The sequence below is a fragment of the Acinetobacter courvalinii genome, from assembly GCF_014635545.1.
GTDB lineage: Bacteria > Pseudomonadota > Gammaproteobacteria > Pseudomonadales > Moraxellaceae > Acinetobacter > Acinetobacter courvalinii.
In genome coordinates this window covers 421,324-445,751 of the sequence record NZ_BMDA01000001.1, presented here as the reverse complement: position 1 = coordinate 445,751, position 24,428 = coordinate 421,324, and the positions used below count along the sequence as shown (strand labels likewise).

The 24,428-nt window shown below is 42.4% G+C and carries 16 protein-coding genes and 1 pseudogene; 4 read left to right on the top strand and 13 right to left on the bottom strand.

From position 1 onward, the window contains the following. Positions 1-1,473, top strand: coding sequence for an efflux transporter outer membrane subunit (locus IEV39_RS01975; protein WP_005287475.1), 1,473 nt, complete (start codon positions 1-3; stop codon positions 1,471-1,473). Between the two features lie 109 nt (positions 1,474-1,582). On the opposite strand, the gene IEV39_RS01970 is transcribed toward IEV39_RS01975, so the two are convergent. From IEV39_RS01970 to kdpA, 13 genes are all read right to left on the bottom strand, one after another. Next, the gene (locus tag IEV39_RS01970) at positions 1,583-1,723 is read right to left on the bottom strand and encodes a hypothetical protein (RefSeq protein WP_167510596.1); all 141 of its coding nucleotides are present in this window, start codon (positions 1,721-1,723) and stop codon (positions 1,583-1,585) included. 14 nt (positions 1,724-1,737) lie between these two features. Continuing rightward, on the bottom strand, positions 1,738-2,223 hold the full coding sequence (locus tag IEV39_RS01965) for a DUF4265 domain-containing protein (protein ID WP_005287484.1): 486 nt from the start codon (positions 2,221-2,223) through the stop codon (positions 1,738-1,740). A 216-nt stretch (positions 2,224-2,439) separates the two neighbouring features. Continuing rightward, positions 2,440-2,877: a hypothetical protein gene (locus IEV39_RS01960; protein WP_005287487.1), complete on the bottom strand. Its 438-nt coding sequence runs from the start codon at positions 2,875-2,877 to the stop codon at positions 2,440-2,442. Positions 2,878-2,895: 18 nt separating this feature from the next. Continuing rightward, the gene (locus tag IEV39_RS01955) at positions 2,896-7,803 is read right to left on the bottom strand and encodes an RHS repeat-associated core domain-containing protein (RefSeq protein ID WP_005287490.1); all 4,908 of its coding nucleotides are present in this window, start codon (positions 7,801-7,803) and stop codon (positions 2,896-2,898) included. A 19-nt stretch (positions 7,804-7,822) separates the two neighbouring features. Then, the gene (locus tag IEV39_RS01950) at positions 7,823-11,023 is read right to left on the bottom strand and encodes a type VI secretion system Vgr family protein (protein ID WP_005287493.1); all 3,201 of its coding nucleotides are present in this window, start codon (positions 11,021-11,023) and stop codon (positions 7,823-7,825) included. 188 nt (positions 11,024-11,211) lie between these two features. Next, positions 11,212-11,397: a hypothetical protein gene (locus IEV39_RS01945; protein WP_004773573.1), complete on the bottom strand. Its 186-nt coding sequence runs from the start codon at positions 11,395-11,397 to the stop codon at positions 11,212-11,214. A gap of 339 nt (positions 11,398-11,736) precedes the next feature. Next, complete coding sequence (locus tag IEV39_RS01940) at positions 11,737-13,614, bottom strand: potassium transporter Kup (protein WP_005287497.1); 1,878 nt, start codon at positions 13,612-13,614, stop codon at positions 11,737-11,739. Positions 13,615-13,712: 98 nt separating this feature from the next. Beyond that, a complete protein-coding gene (locus IEV39_RS01935) occupies positions 13,713-13,916 on the bottom strand; it encodes a hypothetical protein (RefSeq protein ID WP_005287500.1) in 204 nt (67 codons plus the stop codon). Between the two features lie 235 nt (positions 13,917-14,151). After that, entirely contained in the window at positions 14,152-14,850 is a 699-nt protein-coding gene (locus IEV39_RS01930; RefSeq protein WP_005287504.1) for a response regulator transcription factor, read from the bottom strand. A gap of 11 nt (positions 14,851-14,861) precedes the next feature. After that, positions 14,862-17,510 carry an ATP-binding protein gene (locus IEV39_RS01925; protein ID WP_005287507.1) on the bottom strand — a complete coding sequence of 883 codons (2,649 nt, stop codon included), beginning with the start codon at positions 17,508-17,510 and terminating at the stop codon, positions 14,862-14,864. A gap of 13 nt (positions 17,511-17,523) precedes the next feature. Next, positions 17,524-18,135, bottom strand: a complete 612-nt coding sequence (gene kdpC / locus IEV39_RS01920; protein ID WP_005287511.1) for a potassium-transporting ATPase subunit KdpC — start codon at positions 18,133-18,135, stop codon at positions 17,524-17,526. A gap of 9 nt (positions 18,136-18,144) precedes the next feature. Then, on the bottom strand, positions 18,145-20,157 hold the full coding sequence (gene kdpB, locus IEV39_RS01915; protein WP_005287514.1) for a potassium-transporting ATPase subunit KdpB: 2,013 nt from the start codon (positions 20,155-20,157) through the stop codon (positions 18,145-18,147). Between the two features lie 16 nt (positions 20,158-20,173). Beyond that, the gene (kdpA, locus tag IEV39_RS01910; protein ID WP_005287516.1) at positions 20,174-21,871 is read right to left on the bottom strand and encodes a potassium-transporting ATPase subunit KdpA; all 1,698 of its coding nucleotides are present in this window, start codon (positions 21,869-21,871) and stop codon (positions 20,174-20,176) included. Positions 21,872-22,105: 234 nt separating this feature from the next. Between kdpA and IEV39_RS01905 the strand changes: the two genes are divergently transcribed. From IEV39_RS01905 to IEV39_RS01895, 3 genes and pseudogenes are all read left to right on the top strand, one after another. Next, the gene (locus IEV39_RS01905; protein ID WP_005287519.1) at positions 22,106-22,495 is read left to right on the top strand and encodes a cytochrome b562; all 390 of its coding nucleotides are present in this window, start codon (positions 22,106-22,108) and stop codon (positions 22,493-22,495) included. 638 nt (positions 22,496-23,133) lie between these two features. Continuing rightward, positions 23,134-23,352: pseudogene (locus IEV39_RS01900) on the top strand (integrase); the annotation flags it as partial. Positions 23,353-23,433: 81 nt separating this feature from the next. Then, complete coding sequence (locus IEV39_RS01895) at positions 23,434-24,309, top strand: toll/interleukin-1 receptor domain-containing protein (RefSeq protein ID WP_005287522.1); 876 nt, start codon at positions 23,434-23,436, stop codon at positions 24,307-24,309. Positions 24,310-24,428 lie beyond the last annotated feature (119 nt).

The window sequence follows — 24,428 nt, the reverse complement described above, 5'->3', positions numbered from 1 at the left end:
ATGACAGGATTAAAACCACACTGGATACTCTCCTCACTCATGGGAAGCCTGCTGCTTGCAGGCTGCTCATTGGCACCTGAATATCAGCCTGCCAAGGTGGTGATTCCACTGCAATTTAAGGAAGCTGATGCTAAGTTGAACGATCCGAACTGGAGCATCGCGCAACCTGCCGATGCACAATCTCGCGGTGAGTGGTGGAAGATTTTTAATGATCCACAACTGAATGAGCTAGAACAACAGGCTATCGCAGGCAACCAGAATCTAAAAGCGGCAGCAGCCAATATTCGGGCATCACGCGCCTTGAGGTCTGCTGCACAAGCTGAACGTTTACCTAGCATCGGCGCAGGTTTTGGCCCGACCCGTCAAAAGCCCTCACCCGCTTCTTTAGGACTCGATACAGATGCATCGACATCGGCACGGACACTGTGGCGAGCACAAGCCAATGTCTCCTATGAACTGGACCTATTTGGACGGATTGCTAGTAGTGTCAATGCCGCAACGGCTGATGTGCAGCAACAAGAAGCTTTGTATCATTCAGCATTGTTAGCACTGCAAGCCGATGTTGCCCAAGCTTATTTTCTGATTCGTCAATTCGATGCTGAACAGGCCATTTATGCGCAAAACATCAAATTACTGACTGAGAATCAAAATTTGATCCAAGCACGTTATCGCAATGGCTTGGTCAGTGATCTGGACGTTTCTCGCGCACAAACTGAACTCTCGACCGCCCAAAGCACTGCGCTCAGCATTGCGCGGAATCGTGCCAGTACCGAACATGCACTGGCGGTATTACTCGGCAAACCGCCTGCTGATTTTAGCTTGGTGATTCAACCATTGTCCGCTACAGCGATTCGCCTCCCTGCAGGTTTACCTTCGACCTTGCTTGAACGTCGTCCTGATATCGCTGCCGCAGAACGCGCAATGGCCGCCGATAATGCACGCTTCGGTATTGCCCGTGCTGCCTTCTTTCCCAAACTTGATCTCACTGGTGCGCTGGGTTATGAATCTGCGAGTTTAGGAGATTTAGGTAAATGGTCGAGTCGGACTTTTTTACTTGGCCCTGTTGCGGGCACAATTTTATCTTTACCGTTATTTGATGGTGGGCAACGTAAGGCGGGTATCGCTCAAGCGCGTGCAGGTTATGAGCAAAGTGTAGCGAATTATCGGCAGACGGTGCTGAATGCTTTTCGTGAAGTTGAAAATGGCTTATCTGATCAGCGTATTCTGGATCAGCAAATACAGGCTCAGAGCCAAGCACTGGCTTCATCCCGACATGCCAATCAGCTTTCACATTTGCGTTATCGTGAAGGCAGCATTAGTTATCTGGATGTGATCGATTCTGACCGAAGTATCTTGCAGCAAGAGCAACTCGCTGCACAGCTTCATGGTAGTCGCATGATTGCCAGTGTAGACCTCATCCGTGCTTTAGGTGGGGGTTGGCATACAGGACAAGTGGAGTTGGTAAGGCAATAAGGCTTAAATTGGGAAAATATACATGGATGTAGATTTTCTCGGTTATATTGGGCAAGTTAAATTTTATCTCAACATTCCTCAACCCGCATCTACTCAACAAAATGATTTTTTAGAAATATTTGAATGGATACAAAGCATATAAATCTTTAGATATCGTACTCATTGTTTGTTTAAATTTTTCTTGTTCATCTTTGCTTAAATTTTCATTTTTATCTAGTGCTTGTTCAAGTGCTTGATAGTGAAACGCCATTGTCAAACAATCAACTAACACTTTTTATCCCACCAACCCAGTAATGTTTCATCATCAAAATCTTCATAATTTTTATAAATATTAGTAAAAGCCCAGCTATTACCTGATATTTCACTAAAGTTTATAAAAAAACTATTTACTCTTTGGATACCTTGAGTTGATGGAACAGTAATAGCCATATTATTCCCACTCAAACCATCTATAGTTCCTTCTAAATAGTCTAAAAGTTCATTCTTAAAGTCTTCATAATCCTCAAGAGTTAAATTCGCCTCATAAATATGTATATTAAAATTCCCACCTCGATGTATAACCTTTACGGGTTCTCCGCTATTAAAAAATTTAAAAATATCGCCTTTTGCTAAATTTAGAGCCAAGCCTGGGGCAGATAGTAGCTTATAAATGTTTACATCTATATCTTCTACAAGGACTTCCTCTGCTTTAGTATTACCAGAGCTAGTTTTTCCTGCATAAATATTTAATACGTTTAAACTACGACCCATTTATAAACACTTCCAAGCACACAATAAAAACCCAACAAATATTTACACCTACCTAATCAAAATTAGAGTTTAAAGCTATAACCCTCTTAAAAAGACCTTCTTTATGTTTCATAAAAAGTATAATTTTTCAGAAAAAAAACTGAATAAAATACTTAACTTTAAAAATAAAAAACAATTAACTTGCAGTATAATTGTTTTTATTCCAGTAGTTCACTTTCAATTTAGCTCTAAAATTTTTTTATATATCACATCTGTATGTGGATCAACTGAAATTAATTTAAATGTATATTTTTTTGCTATAATTACAATTTGATAATCATGACTGTTAACAACAAAGCACCTATAATCTTTAATATTAACTTTAGAATATTCCCATTTCTCTCTTTTCTTTAAGTATTTCCTTATCACTTTAGAATCTAAAACCTCATATATAGATGATCTATACTCGGGCTCATCTACTAGGTAACTTCTAATTTTACTTTCAATTTTGACACTTAAAACATCATTAAAAAAAATCTCTCCGAGTTTATTTTTTATCAGCTCAGCATTATCATCCCAGCATGTAAAATAGGTAATTAAATCATCCCGATAATGTTGAGTAAAAACATGACATTGGGGATCTTGCCAAAAGGGAATTTCTATTTCAACAATCATAACAACTCTTCTTTAAAACTAGTATTTTGGTAAGTTTGATGTACCTTGGCTCGGTAACCCATTATTTCTCAATCTCGAATTTAGATCTTTTCTTTTATCTAAACATCCTGAGTCATCTATAGCACTTATAGATGTAGCCTTGGTAGACTTTGCAATCAATAAACGACTATTACCATCTCTTGCAACCCATTGACCTTTTACATTAATTACACTAATAGGTGGAAAATTAGCAACTTGAGCTGCACCGTTATTAATTGAGCTTTGAATTGAAACTTTTCCATCTGGTGTATCAAATTTTGGGTTCACTGATCTTTGAGCAAAATTAATATCTTTAGGGTCTAATAGTAATATCCCCCCACAATCATCCTTACAATTATTTGTTTCTGATACATTGTTTTGCTTCTTCTTCTTAGCTAAACCTAAAGGATCAATCCAACTTACAGGATTCGGCGCATAAGCATAAACGTTATTCCCGCCCAACAATCCAATCGGATCTTTAGAGATAAAACGTCCTACATAGGGCGAATAATATCGATAACGGTTGTAATGTAAACCTGTTTCTTCATCAAAATACTGCCCTTGGAAGCGGATATTATTGGTGACGATTTCTGAATTTTCAAAAAAGTTAGATGCTGACTTTGCTGACACGAGCTCGCCCCATGCCTTATATTCAGCTTTCCAGACCATTTGACCTTGAGCATCGCTCATCTCCTGAGGTGTACCCAAATGATCACAATGATAGAAACAAATATCATTTAAAGATTTTGCTGGGGCGGTCTTACGCCATAAAGGATCTTTGGCAATATGATAAGGCTGATCTGTCCAATCAGGTGTCTGTACAAGCTCAATCGGTTCACGATAGATTGCTTGCAATAGAGGGACAAAACTATCTTTCTCATACACATAATGCTTGGTGATCTGTTCATTGGATTCAAAGGCCAAAGTATTGCCATCCCACCCATAGATCACCGTTTGCTCATGCCCAGTATGATGCTGCTTACTGCGTTTCTGAATACGTCGTCCTAAAGCATCATAACGATACTCCGCAGTGTATTCTGTATTACGACTCTTGATCAACCGCCCACAAGCATCCCACTCAAGGTACAAGTCCCCTTTAGATGACTTTTGACGCACCAATTGACCATAAGCATCGTACTGATATTGCTGATCTAGATATGCTTTAACAACATTATTCACCAAACGGTTATAACCATAAGCAAGACTTGCTGTTGCGGCTGCATTCGGTTCTTGATGATGATTTCGGTCAATAATGTTACTCGCAGGGTCAAAACTAAAGGTTTCTTTGCCCAGCTTACTATTGGCTTCAAGTAAACGACCGACAGGATCGTATTTATACTGGATATTGCCCCGGCGAGTATCTGCAATATTGAGCAATTGCCCCGTTTTATCGTACTGATATAAACGCTGAATCAACTGTTCAGTTTCTTGAATGGCATTGTTCTGTATTGCCTGCTGCGGCGATGTATATGCAAATTCATGCCCATTCAGCACGCGCTGCTGAGTCAGACGCCCCAGTTCATCATAATGCTGCTCTTGGCTAATCCCGTTGGCATAATGGCGAACAGTTTCACGATGCAAATCGTCTCGTTCAAAACTGACAGTATCTTCACCATTCAGGACCAAACCATAAACATGTCCACTGCCATAAGTTAACCAGTCAACCTGTTGTCCATCTGGGCGTATGGTTTTAATCCGATCATTAATTTCATCATAACTGTGTTTCCACACCGCAGTTTTATGCGTTTGATAATCTTGATGATGCTCTCTCACCAGATTACCGACGACATCGTAATACGCTTGGAGATTGCTCTCATTATTTTTAGCCTGAATCAATTGACCATTATTGTTATAGGCAAATTCTTCAACCTGTTTTTGTTCTAATTCCTGCTCGGTATAGCCATAGCCTGCCTGACGCCGTTCCAGTCGTCCCATGCTGTCAAATAGGAATTGTTGAATACGATCTTTCGGTGCAGTCCGATCTTTTAAGTCCTGCCCAAATGCAGAGGCCACCTCAATACTGCTGGATAAATTACCATCTGTTTCATCATATTTGTACAGGGTTTCTTTACCATCAAAATCAATTTCTTTAATCAGGCGACTGGCAACATCATAGAAAAATTCGTAGCTTGCCCCATTTTCATTGGTCAAACGTTTTAGACGATTTAGCTTGTCCCATTGATATTTCAACGTATGCTTCAAGGCATCCGTACGAGATGAAATCAGTCCTGCCGCGTCATATTGATATTGCGTGAGTTGTCCTTTGGCATCGACATGCGCCAATAAACGCCCTTCGGCATCATGCACAAAATGTTCTTCCGTGGCATCGGCATGTTTGATTTTTTCAAGCTGACCAAAAGCATTCAGTGGCAAACCTTTAATAATCGGTTCACGTGATTCTGTGCTTAAATCACTATAAAAATATTCAACTTTCTGCTGTAAGGCATTTTCAACTGATTTTACTCGCCCACGTTCATCATACTGCCATGTTGTGGTTTTGCCCGAACAGTCGGTATAACTGATCAGATTGCCTTGATCATCATACTTTAACTGCTTGGAGCCCCCTTTGGCATCTTTTATCGAAGTGAGTAAACCCAAAGAATTGTAACTGTATTCTGTTACACGTTTTAGCGGATCGATTTCCTTGCTGATATTGCCCTGAGCATCATATTCCTTAAACCATCGCCCTTGCTCAGCATCGACCATACCTGTTAATTGACGTTTGTCATCATAAGCATAATATAAATTTGAACCGTCAGGTTGGGTTACACTGACAATATTGCCACTTTCATCATATTCATAAATGGTTACCGCGGCGTCACGATCAACATGCTTGGTGACACGGGCAAAATCATCACGGAAGAACCATTCTTCCAATCCATCAGGATAAATGATGCGATAGGTATAGCCATCAATATCATAGTAATACCAAGTTTCTGCCCCATAGGCATCCGTTACATAGGTTAAACGGATATTTTCATCCCATGCCAGTCTGCTCTCAGAGCTGCCATCATCAGCCCATTCGTGAAAGGCCTTCGATGTGGGTTCAATCCCGTCATATTCCAGATTAATACCACGACCCGTTAGATCGGTATAACGACTTAATAAGTGATGCTCATATTGATAATGATAGCTTGCGCCATTTTCAGTAATGGCCTCGATTAAATCGCCTTTATAATTATAGTTATAGCTCGCAAGCGGACGAAGCAATTGCCCATTTTCCACCAACCATGCATCTTCAATACGGCCTTGTGCATCGACTTGGAAAGCGACATGCGCCAATAGTTTTTGCTTCTCTTTAATCAATACATCCGAAATAAATGAATGATCACCTGATTGATGGTCATAACGAACCGCTAAAGTCACCCCATTTTTATATTCAATCGCAGATAAGCGATAATAATCTTGATACTTTTCAAAAATATGCTTTTCTTCTTTTTGATACGAAATCATCTGAATATGTTCAGAGATCACACTATAGTAAAAATCTTCTGTTTGATTGTGAAAGCTTTCGCCCACTTTTAATTGAGGTAATTTGACAGGGCGTGCGTCTGGACCAATATATTCCAGCCCTGCCAACGGTTTGATATATGCGGTCTGTTGTTCCGTTTCCTCAATATATTCACTTTGCGGCACAATTCGGGTGGTAAAAGAGGTCAACCATCTTGCCCCGAACTCGCCTTGATCTAATTGATACAAATTCGATGCATAGGTTCGATTTAAAATAAAACTTTCAATCGCAGACACATATGCATCCTGATGAGTTAAAAACTCAGTTCCCAATGCATAAGTAATATGTTTTTTAGTACCTGTTTTGGTCTTTCCACCACCTAAATTCAGTGCACATGTCACTTCATTTGGATTGTTTTTAGCTTTGGCTTGGTGATTGGTTTTTTCCAGTTCCCCACTCGGTCGACTCTTTTCTTTTTTAGCAACCTGTTTCTGAGTAATATTGGCTGTGGCTTTTTTCTTTAATTTGAATTTTTGCACCGCTTTTAATAAGACATTAAGTAACCAGGCAATACTCATTGCTTTGCCTGGATCGGCTAAAGTCATCAAGAACTGCGGCGCTTTTTTACCAAAACCACGAATCCCTGTAATGACCAGCTGAATTGGCTGTTTCGCACTGGCTGGCACAACCGATGAAACACCTTTGGCAACCGTGTTAATATTTTCCTTAACACTCGCTTTCCATAAATTCGTCAAACCATCTACAGCATTATTGAAAGTAGCTTTAGGATTACGCTGTAAATTATCTAAACTGACTTTATTAAGTTGTTTCTGTGCTTGCTTAACATTACCTGCTGAACTAAAGACGTGACCATTTAATATTTTTTGTATACCGTTGGCAAAATCATTACTGATGCTGGTGATTTTTGTTCCACAGTGCTGCATCATATCTTTGACAAGCGGTTGAGCTTTTGCCGCAAACTGATCGAGTTCACCTGCAATACGTTCATTTAAGTGATCACTTAAAATCACCAAGATAGTATCGGAAATTACCCCGCCTGCTTTTTGACGAACCAGATTCAAAGTCGGTCTCAAGCTCATGCGCATTGTTGCCATGGTTGGCGGTACAGGAATAATACCAATCACATCTAAACCAAGATTCAGCCAATCTCCAAAACCAGGGTTTGGTTTTTTACTGATATCGACAACATCATAAACCGCATCGACCAAAGCAATTGCATTACCAATCACTGGAAGTGAGCCTGCTACACTTTTAATGGTATTTAAATCGACATAGTCATTTGTATTTTTTTTCAACCATGAATTGATTTTATTCATACCTGCTTTGACATCAGCAGCATACATTTTGTTTAAAGGCACAACCGCAACTTGTCCAGTATTGGTTCTTACACTCTGTTTATTTTGCTGGTTGTTGGTCTTCTTAGGTGGTGTTGCCATCTTTCATCATTCTCAAAGCTTAATTTTTAAAATCAAAACGCGTTGCATCGAACGGATCTTTAGTCTTTTTATCGCTTGCAATTAGGTTCTGTTGCGTACGCAATGGATTTTTTAACTGGGATAGACTGTCTAAAGGACTACTCATATTTTTCATCACTTTTTGCGCCAATGGATTGTCTTTGACCTGATCAGCCAATAGTTTATTTGCTTGTTCTGTCAGGTTCGACTGAACTCCCTGCTGTAGCATTGGCAATAAAGCCTTTGCTCCCCTCTCTTTCAACTGCTTTGCAGTCTCAAGCGTTTTTAGCACAGAAGAAGGATTGGTAAAGGATTGACCTAAAGCATTCTTGGCACTGCTAACAGCATTTTTTAGACCTGTTTCTGCTTTGCCTAATAAGGTCTGCGCATCAGGGTCATTTTCATTTGGCCACATTGGCGGGCGTTTAAAGTCACTGGATTCCGCCCACGGATCACGTTTATCATCTTCAAATACAACTTTTGCTGCACCCGTTGCCAGTCCAGAAATCCTTACAAAACCTTTATCATCCAACTGTCCGGAAAACTGCTGACCCAGTGAATCAATAACCTGATAGCCACCCTGTTTCACAAACTCGCCATGTTTATAATCGTGCAGCAACTCCAATATCCCGTGTCCACGTTTTGGTGGTGGTGGCAAACTGGATTGGGCACTAACACTCGCCCCACCCATAAACAAATGCTGCCCCGCTTTCACCTCAAACTTACCACCTGTAGTCGGAAAAATCCCTGAACCATTCAGCTTGAGTTGCGAACCTTGCGCAGTAAATACAATTTCTTTAGGGCTGGTAATTTCAATGCGGTCTTCGGTGGAAATAATCTGAATCCCTTGCTTGGCAAGTAAGTCCATCCCATCCGACTGGGCATGAACTTCAAACTTACCTTTGGCAGCGACCTGCTTGATGCCATTCTGTGCCGCAAACAGGCTAATCCTGTTCTGAACATGTGCAACGAAATTCTTTTGGGTACTCAGATTAATACTATCACCCGCAATCTGATTGATCTGTCCATCCGCAGAAAGATGAATATCTTCACTGGTACTCAGACCAATCCCCGCAGGTGAATTCAACAGCAATAACGCTTTTTCAAATTTTGCGATCTTGTCCTGAATCTGATCAGCAAAGTCTTTTAACTGTTCTAAGGATTCAATTTCATCGGTTTGCTGGTTCTTGGCAACTTCGCTTAAGGCTTTGGCATTGCTTTGATTGCCTTCGATCTGTTGCTTGGCTGGCTGCGCATCGAGATGTTCGCCTTGGGCCTGATCCTGTTTCTGTGTACTCAGCAGTAAACCCTGACCTGCACGTACTGCCCCCCACTGATCGGTCCGCAGCTCAAAACCCTCACCTCGGTCTTCACTTTCAGCCTTGTCTTTGGGATGGCTGAGTTTACCGAGATTCAGTTGAGTGGCAGCATGACTGCTTTGTAGTTGTGCACTGATTTGTCCCGTGGTGTCATCAAAACGCAGTTGGTTAAAGCCTTCGCCTTGGACTTCTTTGGATTTAATCCCAGCCAGTTTCTTGGTATCCGGCAGCTTGCCGGCATTGTCAAACTTGGTCGGACTCCGTTGTGCTTCATGAATTCGCCCCACCACATAGGGACGGTCAATATTACCGTCAAAGAAATCAATCACCACAATCTCACCAATTCTTGGCAAGAAACGTGCGCCGTAGCCTTCACCTGCCCACGGCGTCAACACATCGATCCATGCAGAGTCAGTATCGTTGTCGTTGGCACCTGCACCCCCATCGTGGCTATGGTCTTCTGTACGGGTAAACAGGAATCTGACTTTAATGCGTCCCCATTCATCGACATGGATTTCTTCACCACTAGGCCCGACCACTTTGGCCCGTTGCGGATACGCTTCGGGACGATGCTGCTGAGGATTGTATGCCGGAACAATCTTGATCTGACGGCGTTGTAGTGTGAGCTGATTGGCTTGGCGTTCTTCTGTGTTATCTGTATTGAACTGTTTAGGTTGCCACTGACTCTGTGCCAAGAGCTGGTCAATTTGCTGATGCAGATCTTTTGGCAAGTTGTTTTGATTATAGAAATGCTTGCCTGTAATCAGGAATTCCTTGTCTGCCCCAGCATGTTGATCAATTTCAGGATGGTCATGCAACTCAAACCAGTAGCCCACCTGTGCATCACGTAGAGTCGACTGGGCAATGAATTGCTTGGCCTGTGCATTATGGTAATGACTGAGATTTTGATTGAAACGTTCAACCTGTTGATTGCCTGAAGGCGTTGCGCCATCTTCGTTATTCAGGTCTTGCATCCATGCAGGCGTAAAGTGCCATGCATCTTCCAGCGCCAAGCGGGTTGCATCATGCTGTTCTGAATGTTGCTGGGTGGTAAGGACCGAACCGGTGCCTTCATCCATGTCTAAGGCATCAGGCTGCCAACGGTTCACATACACCGAAGTCGGTTGTAAGGAACGGTTGCCGATAAAACTGGTAATCGAGTCAAATTGTTCCGTTGCACTGCTACGATGGTACTGTACTTTACGTCGATCCAGCGCCTGATACTGGGCATTGTCATCAATCAGTCTTAATCGCTGCGGCTGAATGGCGCTATTTGAATTCGGTACTGTCAATTGCGCTTCATCAATCAGCCAGTTGATCCCTTCGCTACGCATCAGGCGAGTCAGAAAATCATAATCACTTTCATTCTGTGACATGATAAATGGGCGAATATCGTAGTCTTGACTTAGCCCGCTTAAATCTAGTGTCAGACTGGCGGCAAAGAGCGGGCTTTTCTGTTGCCACTCCTTAAACACCAGTTCAACAACGTCCCGCACACTTTTATTCATGAATACACGGGAGTTGCGGCGTTTATGCCACAGTGCCGTCGGATCTTGCAAAGTCAGCTTATAGACCGTCAGGCTACCATCCGATTGTCCTTGCAATGCTTGAGTAATAATGCCGGTGGTACGGAATAGCTGTCCTGTATCTGTGACCTGATCAACGGCAACCTGACTGCCAATAAATTGTTTGAGTGGAATGGTCGCATTGGTCGACAGACAGATGAGTTCAGCTTCAACCCCGGCATTGATTTGGTGTTGCCCATCGATACGCTGCAAAAAGATTTGCGTATTTAAATCTTGATTTGAAAATAAAATATGTAAGGCACGTTTTTGTGCAGTAAGCCCTAAGCTGTCTAAGGCTTGAAATATATTGTTCAACATCTTGTTATAGGCTTACGCTTAAATTTAGTGCATTTTACAAAGTATCGCGTTGCTCTGTCTATACGGTTCTGTCTATTTGTGACAATTTACGTCACTGAATTGATTATGCCTGAGTCGCTCCAATCAAGATCAAGCTTAAAAATAAACAAGCCCATCATGAGATGAGCTTATTCATCAGATAAAATAAACTAACAGTTGCCCTTTTTAGCTTGTCCCGGAGGACAGAAACGACCATTGCCATGCCCGTCATAATAACGGCCATCATTGAGTCGTCCTTCCGGATCCACCACAATACTTCCTTCACGGGTATGCACAGCACAGGCAGTTAGTCCCACACTGCCCAACAAGGTCACGACTAATAAAAAATATTTCATAATCCACTCCTTTTTAATAAAAAAATAAAATTATTTTGTCCATTTTTCAATCCAGATTTTGTTATCAATATTTCTTGTATGATCTGTCACTCACGTGCCTGTACAGGATACTGCTATTGATTTAAAAGGGCATAATGACGAGATGCTAAGCATGGATGCGAGATCATCCAGTATGTATGTCATCTCCCTGAGATATAAGGCTAACTTAAGCTGTAAAAAAGTAGATTATCATCGTGCATTGCCATATTCCTGATTGTTGAATAACGGCTTGATCCGCTCTAGACCGGAACTCAGCGGCAGCACGCATGCTGCAGCTAAGCGAATGATTTACATCTAGCGTTAAATTTCAATCTGGCTTCCCAACTCGACCACACGGTTGGTTGGAATATGATAAAAGTCACTGACAGCACTGGTATTACGTTGCATGGAAATAAATAAACGCTCACGCCAAGGGGACATGCCTTCCCCCACGCTATGCACAATACGGTCACGTGAAATAAAGAAGCTGATTTGCATCACATCATATTCAAACTCTAATTGTTCATAGGCCTGAACCAAGGCTTGCGGTACATCCGGCTCATCTTTAAAACCATAGAAAATCTTGATGCGATAAAAATGCTCATCCAGGGTTTCAACGCTAATCCTTTGCTGTTGTGCAACGAAAGGTACATCTTCAACCACGACCGTTACCAGAATGTTGCGTTCATGCAACACTTTATTATGTTTAAGATTATGCAGCATTGAATGCGGAACCACATTAGGCGTTCCGGTCAGAAACACGGCATCACCCGGTACACGAGGGACGCTATTCCCGATACTTTTCACAAATAATTCCAGTGATAAGGTATCGTGCTCAAGCTTGGCAAAAGTAAGCTCCCGACCTCGCTTCCATGTCATGAGAATGATCATTGCGACAGCACCAATTAATAACGGCACCCAACCACCTGAGAATATTTTTAAAGAGGCCGCAGCAACCAGAACCGATTCAAGAATGAAAAATGGAATGATCAGCAGAAATACTTTAGGTAAGCTCCATTTCCATCCATAGTAAATAAAGACTGCCACCAAAATGGTGTCACACAGCATGGTCAGGGTAACCGCAAGCCCATAGGCGCTAGCCAGATTTGAACTGGTTTTAAAAATCAAAATCAGCACCACGATGGCAACCAGCAGTAACCAGTTTAGAAAAGGTACATAGATCTGGCCCGCCTCCTGATCAGAGGTGTGCTTGATACTTAGCCGAGGTAAATAACCCAACTGGATTGCCTGACGTGCTAGAGAAAAGACGCCGGAAATAACCGCCTGCGACGCAATCACAGCCGCCATGGTCGCAAGTATGATCATGGGATACAAGGCCCAGCCCGGAACCAGCAGATAAAAAGGATTTTCGATTGCAGCAGGATTACGCAACAGCAAGGCGCCTTGTCCTGCATAGTTTAAAACCAGACATGGAAGAACCACACTAAACCATCCAAATCGGATGGGTTGAGCACCGAAGTGTCCCATATCTGCATACAGCGCCTCGCCCCCTGTCACGGTTAAGACTACGGCGCCCATAATAAAAAATGACTGTACCGGATGGGTAAAGATAAACTGTATCGCCCAGTGCGGACTAATCATCCCAAGCACCAAGGGCGTCTGTATCACGCTGACGATCCCGAGAACACCCAGTGACAGGAACCATAGCAGTGTAATCGGGCCAAAGAACTTGCCCACAAAAGCGGTGCCCTGTTTCTGCATTAAAAATAATGTCAGCACGATGACCAGCGCGATCGGTACAATAAAAGGATCCAGTACATTTGTGGCAATAGATAAGCCTTCAACGGCCGAAAGTACGGAGATGGCCGGAGTAATGATCCCGTCGCCAAAAAATAAAGAGGCGCCGATAAAACCAATTGCAATCAGATAAATCTTTTTATGATCGGAGATTCTGGCCTTGCGAAGGTTCAAGGCCAGTAAAGCCATAATGCCGCCCTCGCCATTGTTGTCGGCACGCATCACGATGGCAATATATTTAATGCTGATAATCAGCATCAAGCACCAGAAGATAATTGAAAGAATCCCCAAGACATTGCCGGGCTGAATCGCCAGTCCATGCGCGGCATGAAAAGACTCTTTTAAGGCATATAAAGGACTGGTCCCAATATCCCCGAAAACCACGCCTAATGCAGCTAATGCCGTGGCAGGCAATGCTGTCTTTTTTACAGTACTTTGCATAATCAATGTTCTATATCAGGTTATGGCAGGCAATATTTTTAATGACGCGTGTTGTAACTGAGCTCGGTTTATATGGATTTTGCCAGTGCTCAACTATTTTATTGCTTAAGCATCTGCTGGATTTCGATCGAGCTATAGCCTCTTTCTTTTAGAATCTGAACCATCATTCGTTGTATTTCAACTGGTTCCTCAGGATACTTTTCAACCAAAGCCTCGGTTGTATAACCTGTAAAGACACTTTTTTGATTAAGAAGCATGTTATGCAGGTGATTACTTTGACTGTCGGTATTAAATAAACCCATTAACCTACCTATAGGAACGATCTTCAAAATGATATTTTAGTAATCTTCAAAACTCGGCGGCGTAAAATTTGCGTAAATTTTTTATTCTATTGACCCTATTCTTAAATCAGCAGCATCTATTTATTATTGTAGCCAGACGACTCTAGATTTTCATTGACCGACTTAAATTTAACGCTTGTTCGAGACTCGTCAATTTAGCAGAGCCAAATTCATTTAAAGCATGCGTTAAAATCAATCAGCCCAGAAAACGTAAGCCAACCCCTGCAATGGTATAAATATATTTGGGACTGAGGGCTGAATCGCCAATTTTTGTTCTGAGTTTTTTCACCAGGATCCTCAGATAATGAGTGTCTTCTTCATGAGTAATACCCCATAACTCGGTCATGATCTGTTTTTGCGTCACAATCTTGCCTTGGTGACGAATCAACAGCGCCAAGAGCTGAAATTCTTTTTTGGTCAAGGTAATTTCCTGACCTGCCAACTGCGCCGTATGCTCGGCGACATCGACCCAAAGCTGGCCATCATTAAAGACAATATTTTGTTCTAAGTGCTGCGGTTTATTGCGGAACATCACCCGGATACGGGCACACAGTTCCTGAATACTAAAAGGTTTGGTCACATAATCATTGGCACCGGCATCCAGTAACCTGATTTTTTGATTTTCATCCGGCCGCGCAGATAAGACAATCACGGGAATATCCGACCATTGCCGTAATTCTGTCAACACCTCTTGTCCTTCCATATCGGGCAAACCCAGATCAAGAATCAGCAGATCTGCACCACGGCTCGCTAGACTTTCCAGTCCTTTGACCCCATTCTCAGCGACATGGACCGAATAGCCTTGCGCGCGTAAGGCAATATCCAGAAATTTTCGAATTTGCGGCTCATCATCAATAATGAGAATAGAGACATGCTGATTGAATGTGTGTGGCATAAAGAATGATTTTAATCCTGATGAAGTGGTAGGCGTACTCTAATTAAAGTCCCTTGAGCATGAACTCCCGCTAAAGCTTCTATACTGCCCATATGCGCCCCGATAATCGCTTTTACAATGGCAAGCCCTAAACCTGTTCCTGTTTTACCACGATCTCCACGTTGCATGGTATAGAACATATCAAAGATTTGTTCACGCTCTTCTTCAGGAATGCCCATCCCTTGATCCATAATATCAATCTGAAGCGCGTTTTCCTCCTGCCGAATCCGTATTTCCACTGGCACATGATCTGGTGAAAACTTGAATGCATTTTCCAGCACATTAAAAATCGCCTGTTCAATCAAGGCAGGATGTACATAAAGTTGCGGCAAGTCTTCCGGAATCTGAACCTCAATACTGACCTGAGGTTGATAGCGTTTCAGTCGCTGGGTCGCTGAACCAATCAGTTCTTCCACCGCAATCCAGTCGCGACTCAAGCTTAATCCCTGATGACCGAGCCGGGTCATATCCAGCAAGTTCTGAATATAGCGGTCCAGTCGTTCCCCTTCGACATGAATGGTGTCCAGTAAACTTTCACGATCTTCTGCGGACATCTGCCCGGCATAGTATTTCAGGCTATCCGCCGAACCGATCATCGCTGCCAAAGGCGAACGCAGGTCATGCGAGACCGACGACAATAATGCCGAACGCAATTTTTCAGTTTCGGCGACAATGCGGGAGTTTTCCAACTGCAAAGACAACTGCACCCGCGACGTGGTTTGGGCAATATCATCAATCATCAGTTCAGCCAGCCGCTGCTGCTCAAAACTGATGGTGTCTGTGTTTTGACTAAACCGCAGTGCAATCACACCATAACCGCCGACCAGATTCAGCGGATTAAACCACCAGTCCGATTGGGTTAAGGTATTGGTAAAGCGTCCACAGGCTTTGGCATTTTTCTGGGTCCAGTTTGCTGCAATCTGGTCTTTTTCATTTAATACACTGCTATCGCCTAATTCCTGCTCTCCGATTCTGAGCCAGACCGTCGCTTTTAAACAGCTCTCTAAATGTTGCTTGGCAACATTCATCACTTGCTCAATATCAACACAGCTAGACAGTTTCCGTTCCAATTCCTGCATTTGTAAGGAAACCGAATTGGCTGCACGTAAACTCAGCACCTGCGCACGTAATTGATTGGCTAAACGCCCAACCAGCAAGGCCGAAATAATAAAGATAATGATGGTCATGACCCCACGCTCGGCACTAATTCGAAGCGTAAACCGTGGTTCAATAAATAAATAGTTATATAACAAGAAGCAAATCAGTACACTCAGAATGGTGATGAACATTCTGGCGCGCATCGCCACGATCAGCACAGTGACCACAAAGATTAAAGCCAGCTCGCTATAACCGATAAAATGATCACTCACGGTTGCCGCAATCAAGCCAAGTAAAACAATCAAAATACTTTCGATCATCTCGCGCGGATTGAAAGCTAGCCCCTGTTCAAACCAGGATGAGCGGACATGATCGCCCTGTGACCTGGCCTGATGATCTTGAGTTTTTAACGGTTGAACAAAGGTAATCTCAAAGGGATGCTGCTTTTCTAACAGCTGATCGGCAATATGGTCGGAAAACAGACGTTGCCAGAGCGACTTGCTTGGACTTTTCCCCAATAAAATATTGGATGCACCATAATCATAGGCTGCCTGTAAAATGGTCGATGCAATATGATTGCTATACAGCAAATAGGTATCGGCCCCCAGTTTCCTGGCTAAATTAAAGGCTTTAGTCACGGCAAAGGCTTGGGTATTGGCGTTTTGGCTCTTTTGGATCGAGATTACGCTCCAGCTTGCATTGCGTCGTTCTGCAATACGATGCGCGCGCCGTACCAAATCTTCAGAAAATGCTGAACCGTCAATCGCCAACATGACATGATTTTGAATCGGGATAATCTGTCCCTGCGCAACAAACTTTTCCCGATAATCAATCTCAACCTGCCCTGCAACAGTCTGAATCGCCAAATCACGTAATGCGGTTAAATGGGCAGGCTTAAAAAACCCCTGTAATGCATGGGGGGCAACATCGGCTAAATAAATCTTGCCATGGTTCATCCGCTCTAATAGCTCAGGTACCGGCAAATCGACCAGACGAATGTCTTTCAATCGCTTGAATAATGCGTCGGGAACGGTCTCAGCCACCCGAATGCCCGTAATCTGATAGACCACATCATTCAGGCTTTCCAGATGCTGTATGTTTAAAGTGCTATAAACATCAATTCCTGCATCCAGCAATTCATTAACATCTTGCCACCGAAATTCATGCCGGCTGTTCGGTACATTGCGATGTGCGAGCTCATCCACCAGCACGATTTCAGGCTTTATTTTGAGGATCTGGTCAAGATCCATCTCTTCCAATCGGCGGCCTTGATATTCTACCGCCTTTCTTGGAATTACATTGAGACCTTGAATCAGGCGCTCGGTATCAGACCGACCGTGGGTTTCAACCACGCCCACCACCACCTGCTGCCCTTGTTGCATCAGTTCATGGGCCCGGGTCAGCATGGCATAGGTTTTACCTACACCTGGTGCAGCTCCTAGGAAAATGGTCAAACGTCCAGACTGTTCACGTTGACTATGCGCCAACCATGCATCTGCTTTGTTATTGCGGTCAATCTGCATAAAAGTGACTCTATCAACGAGATGTAGATGACAATTGATCTAAGGCCAGATTGAGCTGTAGCACATTGACCCGCGCTTGCCCATAGACACCGAACTGGGCCGGCTGAATCTGTTGTTGCACCAAATCCCGCAATTGTTGTTCTGCCAAATGGCATTGCCCTGCTACGCGTTTCACCTGTAACAAGGCACTTTCAGGTGAAATGTCCGGATCAATCCCGCTGCCTGATGCAGTGATCATCTCATTCGGCACCTGTTGCTCTGAAATATGATGACGATGAGCAAAGTGCACGGTTCTTTCCTTAATCTGTTTTTGTAACTCTGGATTGGAAATTGCCAAATTACTGCCTGCCATTGCATCGACATTGTAACTTACCGCACTGGGCCGGCCATGAAAATATTGTTCACTGCTAAAAAGTTGTCCAACTAAACGCGAACCTACAATTGTTCCATTTAACTCAATCAAACTACCATTGGCCTGCGTAGGAAAAATCAGTTGCGCGATAGAAACACTGGCCGTAGTGTACAAAAGTCCAGCCATTAAAAAGCCCACCAAAACCAGCCCCATACCCGGACGTAGCATTGATTGAGCTTCGGTTGATAAGGGCAGATTTTCTAATGTGTTCATTTTCATCTCCTAAATCCACAATGACACAACAAGGTCAATCAACTTGATCGCAATAAACGGAAAGATCACGCCGCCTACACCATAAATCAGCATATTACGGCGCAACAGTTGCAAGGCACTGGCAGGTTTAAACTGTACCCCTCTTAATGCCAAAGGAATTAACATCGGAATAATCAAGGCATTAAAAATCAAGGCTGAAATCACCGCACTGCTCGGACTGCCAAGTTGCAGAATATTCAGCACCTCAAGTTGTGGAATGGCTACCGCAAACAAGGCAGGCAGGATCACAAAGTACTTGGAAACATCATTGGCCAAAGAAAAGGTGGTTAAGGCACCCCGGGTAATCAATTGCTGCTTGCCAATTTCCACCACATCGAGCAGTTTGGTTGGATCGGAATCCAGATCCACCATATTGCCCGCCTCTTTCGCGGCCTGCGTGCCCGAGTTCATGGCAAGACCAATATCCGCCTGCGCCAAGGCAGGTGCGTCATTGGTCCCATCACCCACCATCGCCACCAGTTTACCCGCTGCCTGTTGTTGACGGATACATGCCAGTTTATCTTCAGGTTTGGCCTCTGCAATATAGTCATCCACGCCCGCTTCTGCTGCAATCGCGGCGGCAGTCAACGGATTATCACCCGTCACCATGATGGTTTTGATGCCCATCTCACGTAACAGTGCGAAGCGTTGTTTAATCCCTGATTTAATCACATCCGAAAGCTCAATCACGCCTAGAATGCTATGATTTGAAGCCACCACAAGCGGTGTTGCCCCTTTAGAAGCCACTTGTTCGACCCGGGTTTTAAGCTCGATGTTGTCTTTGATCTGTTGATGGGTAAAGTTCAGAATGGCATCGACAGCACCTTTTCGAATCTTTTGCCCATTGACCAAGTCCACCCCAGATAACCGTGTCGAGGCACTAAACTGGATAAATTCTGCATCTTTTGGCTCTTGGATGCTTTCACCCAGTTCTTTCCCTAGGCTGATCACCGATTTGCCTTCAGGGGTGGGATCCGCAAAAGAGGTTAGCATGGCTGCTTGACGCAACTCGGTGGCTGTCACGCCCGCCAATGGATAAAAGGCGGTAGCCTGACGGTCTCCATAAGTAATCGTTCCCGTTTTATCCAGCAACAGCACATCAATATCACCCGCAACTTCAACGGCTTTCCCTGACTTGACCAAGACATTGGCTTTTAAAGCGCGGTTCATTCCTGCAATCCCGATTGCAGGCAATAAGCCCCCAATCGTGGTTGGAATCAGACATACCAGTAATGCGATCAGCAATACTATGCTGATTTTAATCCCGACCATAGAACCAATAAATGGTAAGGTGATGACCACCACAATAAAGGTGATGGTCATGATGTTGAGCAAGATACTCAGTGCAATCTCATTCGGTGTTTTCTGGCGATTGGCCCCTTCAACCAAGGCAATCATACGATCCAGAAAGCTATGACCAGCTTCATTGCTGACACGAATAATAATCTCATCGGACAGAACCTTGGTGCCGCCAATTACCCCTGAACGATCGGTATGGGCTTCACGCAATACCGGCGCAGACTCACCGGTAACAGCCGATTCATTGATGGTGGCAAAACCCTGAATAATCTCACCATCCGCAGGAATAATTTCACCAGCTTTAATAATGACTAAATCATCTTTTTTGAGTAAATTGGCTGAAATCGTATTCGGTACCGCATTTAAATCGAGGATACGATTTGCAGTTAAATTTTCACGCGCCTGACGTAAAGATGCAGCTTGTCCACGCCCTTTGGCCTCGGCAACGGCTTCTGCATAATTGGCAAATAACACCGTGACCAGTAAAATCAAGCTGAGGATCAAGCCAAAACCAAGACCGGCATGACCCAGCAAAGTCGCAACAATCGTTAAAATTGTTCCTACCCAGACACAGGCCATTACCGGGTTTTTAAAAGCATATTGTGGCAACAACTTATGAAAGGTCTGTTGAATAATTTCTTTATTCAAAATATCCATCTGTTGTGTCGCATTAGAATGTTTCATTGTGCTTGCTCCACTCTTAAACTTTTAGAGATAAATAATCTGCAATTGGCCCAATCACCAACACAGGCATGAATTGCAACACAGTCAGAATCAGTACAATCCCGATTAAAGTTAAAGCAAAGGTTGGGGATTCGATCTGTAAAGAACCTTTACTTTCAGTAGCTTGCGCTTTAGTTGCCAAACTGACTGCTATCAGTACAGGAATAATCAGTACGCTATAACGTCCCGCCAATAACGCCACACTGGCACTCAGATTCCACCACAGCGTGTTATCGCCCAGGCCTTCAAAACCTGAGCCGTTATTGGCATAGGCCGAGACATATTCATAGAACACTTGGCTAATGCCATGGAAAGCTGGATTTGAATGACCTGTAAGGGATGGAAAGGCAATCGCGATTGCGGTCAAGCCCAAGATCACCACAGGTTGTAATAGAATTACCAATGCCAAAAGTTTGATTTCCGTGACTTCAATCTTGCGACCAAATAATTCAGGGGTACGCCCTGTCATCAAGCCTGCGATAAATACTGCAAGGAACAGATAAATAAAGAACTGTAATAGACCACAGCCGATCCCGCCCCAAATGGCATTGATCAGCATATTGCACAGTTCTACCAGTCCGGTCAGTGGTGAAGCCGAGTCATGCATCATATTGACTGAGCCATTATTCACTTGCGTGGTCAAACTTCCCCATAATGCCGATGCTTCGGCCCCGAAACGGACTTCCTTGCCTTCCATTAAGGCAGTATCTGGAATTAAGGAAGATTTTTCAGTCCACAGCGTCAACAAGGTTGAGGCCAGCGACATCAGTAACATGCTGCCAAAAATCATCCACATCAATTTCTTACGTTGGATAAAACGCCCCACCATAAACACCACGGACAATGGAATCAGTAAAATCGCAATCATCTCGATTACATTGGACAACGGCGTTGGATTTTCTAAGGGCACACTGCTGTTCGGTCCATACCAGCCTCCACCATTGCTACCTAATTGTTTAATTGCCACCATCGGAGCAACGGGTCCCAGTGGAAGATGCTGGGTTTTAACGTCTGCCGTTTGTTCCAGAACCTGTGCGGTTGGACCAGCAGATAAAGTTGCTGGAACGCCCTGAAATGTCAGCAACAAAGAAAAAATCAAGCCGAGTGGAATAAAGAACCGAAACAACGGGCGGATGAGATCCATCCAGTAATTTCCTAGATTGATCGTCTGCCAGTCTTTTTTATTTGCTCCATCCTTAAGCTCTGGTTGCAGGAACAAAGCCCTCAACATGGCGACCAGTAAGGCCAGTCCAATTATGGGCGATAAATACTGCAATCCCACAATCACGGTCATTTGCGATAGGTAAGACAGTTGCGCCTGCCCTGAATAATGTTGCTGGTTGGTATTGGTCAGGAATGAAATGGTGGTATGTAACGCCAGATCCCAATTCATATTCGGAATATGATCCGGATTTAGCGGTAACCATGCTTGAGTCATCAAGATGGCGAGACTGGCTCCTAGCAGTAAAGCATTGCTGAGCACAAAAGCACCCAGATATTGCTGCCAGTTCATGCCGTTACGCTTGACACCGAGCACAGCATAAATCGGCTGTTCAATCCAGTTAAACAGCGCATCACTTTTCATTGGCTTGGCCTGCATCACATCGGCAAGATAAGTCCCGAGCGGATAAGCCAGCAGTAATGAAAGGACAAATACAGAGATAAATTCCCACATAGCAGATGCCATTTAATAATAGGTCAGCTTTAGTATGGAAATTGAAGGCGTAAATTCTCTATATTGAATAAAGCCGAACTCGTAAATTTTGCGTAAATAAAAATCCCCCTCTACAATCTGCTTGGCGAAACTAATCGCGTCCAGCAAGTTGATGTTATTATTTTTGAGATACTTCAATTTCCATGTGGAGGAGCCTCCTCTATTGGACATGTTGTTTTATAAAGAGCAAATTAAATGAAAATTCTTATTGGATTCATTTTATCAATAATACTGAGTACGTCTTGTCTTGCAGAAACTTCCGACAGAATCTATACCGTGCAAAATTTAGAAGTTCACTATAAAGACTTCCAAGCATCTAAAGACAAATATCAGGCATTAGACTCTTTATTTAAGATGAACAATGCCATACTTGATCTGATGGAGTTTTTGCCAGCTCCTTTAAATCAATTACAGGAAAATGATCCAAAGGTTATTGAATATCAGGATGTCATGGGTAAATTACTCACGGAAATAAACGAAATAAAAAAATTATTTATCGCTGGAAAATTCGTGGAAGGTAAAAAGGCTACGAAAGACATGAATAAACTGATGACAATCGTCCAGGAAAAATATCTTCAGAAATAGTGAGTAAAGTAATTTTCTTTTGCTGCTTATTTCTGCATTCCGCTTGGCAATCCTTTTTGTGAATTTCGATGGATTTGTTAAGATGAGCTGTGTGCACATTCAATCTCACCTCATTGCGTTTAACGTCATGTGACATAAAAAAGCTATACTTTTTTAAGCAATTCGGTCAGATTTGCACAGAATAATGAGGATGAATGATCACGCTCACCATCCAGAACAGATTTAACTAATTTTTAAGTTTCAAGGATTTAAAACGAATGAACAGCGCTGAAATCATGGCTGACCTAGATTCTCATACACCTATGATGCATCAGTATTTCATATTTGATATTAAATAACTTTTTTATAATTTATTGAAAAAGGTATACACAAAGGTACACTTAAGAAAAATTTACAATTTGTGTATTTAAATTTTCAGTTCGAATGAGCGGTGACAGTAAAATTAAAAACTCAAATAATTGATTAATAATAGTAAAAATATTTAAATTTAATTTTTTACTGCTATTTTTACTATAAAAAAATCAACCAATAATTTTTGTGCTCAGTTATGAAAAATTATTTAATTCATCTACTTGTTGATTGCATTCCAACAATCATCACTTGCCGTAAAATATTTCTAATAGAACTACTTAGGCTAAATTGAACCGAAACAGAATCGAGTGTTTACTACACATGGTTTTCGTTCTATATTCCGTGATTAGTCAGCCCATAAAACAGATTACCCTCGTGAAATATGCAAACATGTACTTGCTCATAAGGTCCCCGATGAAGTAGAAGCAGCATACTTACGTGGAGCATATCTTGAAAAACGTAAAAGGCTAATGGCTGATTGGGCTGGATATTGTTGTTTACCTTGAAAATGATGCACTACGTAAGACTTGTATTTAATAAGCTCAAATAATAATCTTATCTTTTAAAATATTTATAGTAGAGAGAACATGTCAATACAAACTATTAGCAGCACCATAACTAGACTAAACAAAGAGTTAGCTGATATTACTCATCGAATGAGCTTAGAACAGAAGAAGGCAGCTGATGGCACTTCCAAAATTTTACAAATTCAAAATTCTATAGGTAAAACTACTAGTCCTAGCACCCTCAAATCAAAGCTATCTGAAATTAATAGAAAAGAACAAGAAAATGCTCGTATACAATCGAAACTTTCAGAATTACAAAAAAAGAAAACTGATATTGATAACAAACTTTTGAAAGAGAAACAGAATCTTATAAAAGCTGAAGTTCTTGAAAGAAAAAAATTAGATGCTTTATCTAAAAAGCAGCAAAAAGTTGAAATTGAACATCAAAAGAAATTAAAACGCGAAATTGATGGTCTTAAAGCTTCAACTCAATTTATTACCAATGTTTCTGTGTCATCAATTGATAAAGCATCTGAGGTTGAGCCAGAATATGATTTGTTTATTTCACACGCTTCAGAAGATAAAGAAGATTTCGTCAGGCCCCTAGCTGAGACATTACAACATCTAGGAATAAAAGTTTGGTATGACGAGTTCACTTTAAAAGTTGGAGACAGCCTACGTAGAAAAATTGATAGTGGTCTTCGAAACTCCAAATACGGTACCGTAGTCCTTTCAACAGACTTTATAAAGAAAGACTGGACAAACTATGAACTTGATGCATTGGTAGCTCGTGAAATGAATGGGCATAAAATGATTTTGCCAATCTGGCATAAAGTTACTAAAAATGATGTTTTAGAGTACAGCCCTAATCTGGCCGATAAAGTAGCACTAAATACTTCTGTGAACAGTATTGAAGAAATAGCCCATCAATTAGCTGATGTTATATTAATGAAATAAGCATTATAAGAATTAAAAATGACTGGGAGTTAGAAAGAATACTAATCCCCAGTGGTTTCTTAGAGAAAATTTAATTTTTACTACCCTTCGCAAAAGAACCAATATAAACTTGCGAAATT

Excerpts from the sequence above, each read along its gene's own strand:
- IEV39_RS01895 (WP_005287522.1), top strand. The coding sequence starts at position 23,434 with ATGTCAATACAAACTATTAGCAGCACCATAACTAGACTAAACAAAGAG.
- kdpB (WP_005287514.1), bottom strand. The coding sequence starts at position 20,157 with ATGAAACATTCTAATGCGACACAACAGATGGATATTTTGAATAAAGAA.
- IEV39_RS01955 (WP_005287490.1), bottom strand. The coding sequence starts at position 7,803 with ATGGCAACACCACCTAAGAAGACCAACAACCAGCAAAATAAACAGAGT.
- kdpC (WP_005287511.1), bottom strand. The coding sequence starts at position 18,135 with ATGAACACATTAGAAAATCTGCCCTTATCAACCGAAGCTCAATCAATG.
- IEV39_RS01940 (WP_005287497.1), bottom strand. The coding sequence starts at position 13,614 with ATGCAAAGTACTGTAAAAAAGACAGCATTGCCTGCCACGGCATTAGCT.
- kdpA (WP_005287516.1), bottom strand. The coding sequence starts at position 21,871 with ATGTGGGAATTTATCTCTGTATTTGTCCTTTCATTACTGCTGGCTTAT.
- IEV39_RS01935 (WP_005287500.1), bottom strand. The coding sequence starts at position 13,916 with ATGGGTTTATTTAATACCGACAGTCAAAGTAATCACCTGCATAACATG.
- IEV39_RS01945 (WP_004773573.1), bottom strand. The coding sequence starts at position 11,397 with ATGAAATATTTTTTATTAGTCGTGACCTTGTTGGGCAGTGTGGGACTA.
- IEV39_RS01960 (WP_005287487.1), bottom strand. The coding sequence starts at position 2,877 with ATGATTGTTGAAATAGAAATTCCCTTTTGGCAAGATCCCCAATGTCAT.
- IEV39_RS01925 (WP_005287507.1), bottom strand. The coding sequence starts at position 17,510 with ATGCAGATTGACCGCAATAACAAAGCAGATGCATGGTTGGCGCATAGT.
- IEV39_RS01950 (WP_005287493.1), bottom strand. The coding sequence starts at position 11,023 with ATGTTGAACAATATATTTCAAGCCTTAGACAGCTTAGGGCTTACTGCA.
- IEV39_RS01975 (WP_005287475.1), top strand. The coding sequence starts at position 1 with ATGACAGGATTAAAACCACACTGGATACTCTCCTCACTCATGGGAAGC.
- IEV39_RS01905 (WP_005287519.1), top strand. The coding sequence starts at position 22,106 with ATGAAAATTCTTATTGGATTCATTTTATCAATAATACTGAGTACGTCT.
- IEV39_RS01970 (WP_167510596.1), bottom strand. The coding sequence starts at position 1,723 with ATGGCGTTTCACTATCAAGCACTTGAACAAGCACTAGATAAAAATGAA.
- IEV39_RS01930 (WP_005287504.1), bottom strand. The coding sequence starts at position 14,850 with ATGCCACACACATTCAATCAGCATGTCTCTATTCTCATTATTGATGAT.
- IEV39_RS01965 (WP_005287484.1), bottom strand. The coding sequence starts at position 2,223 with ATGGGTCGTAGTTTAAACGTATTAAATATTTATGCAGGAAAAACTAGC.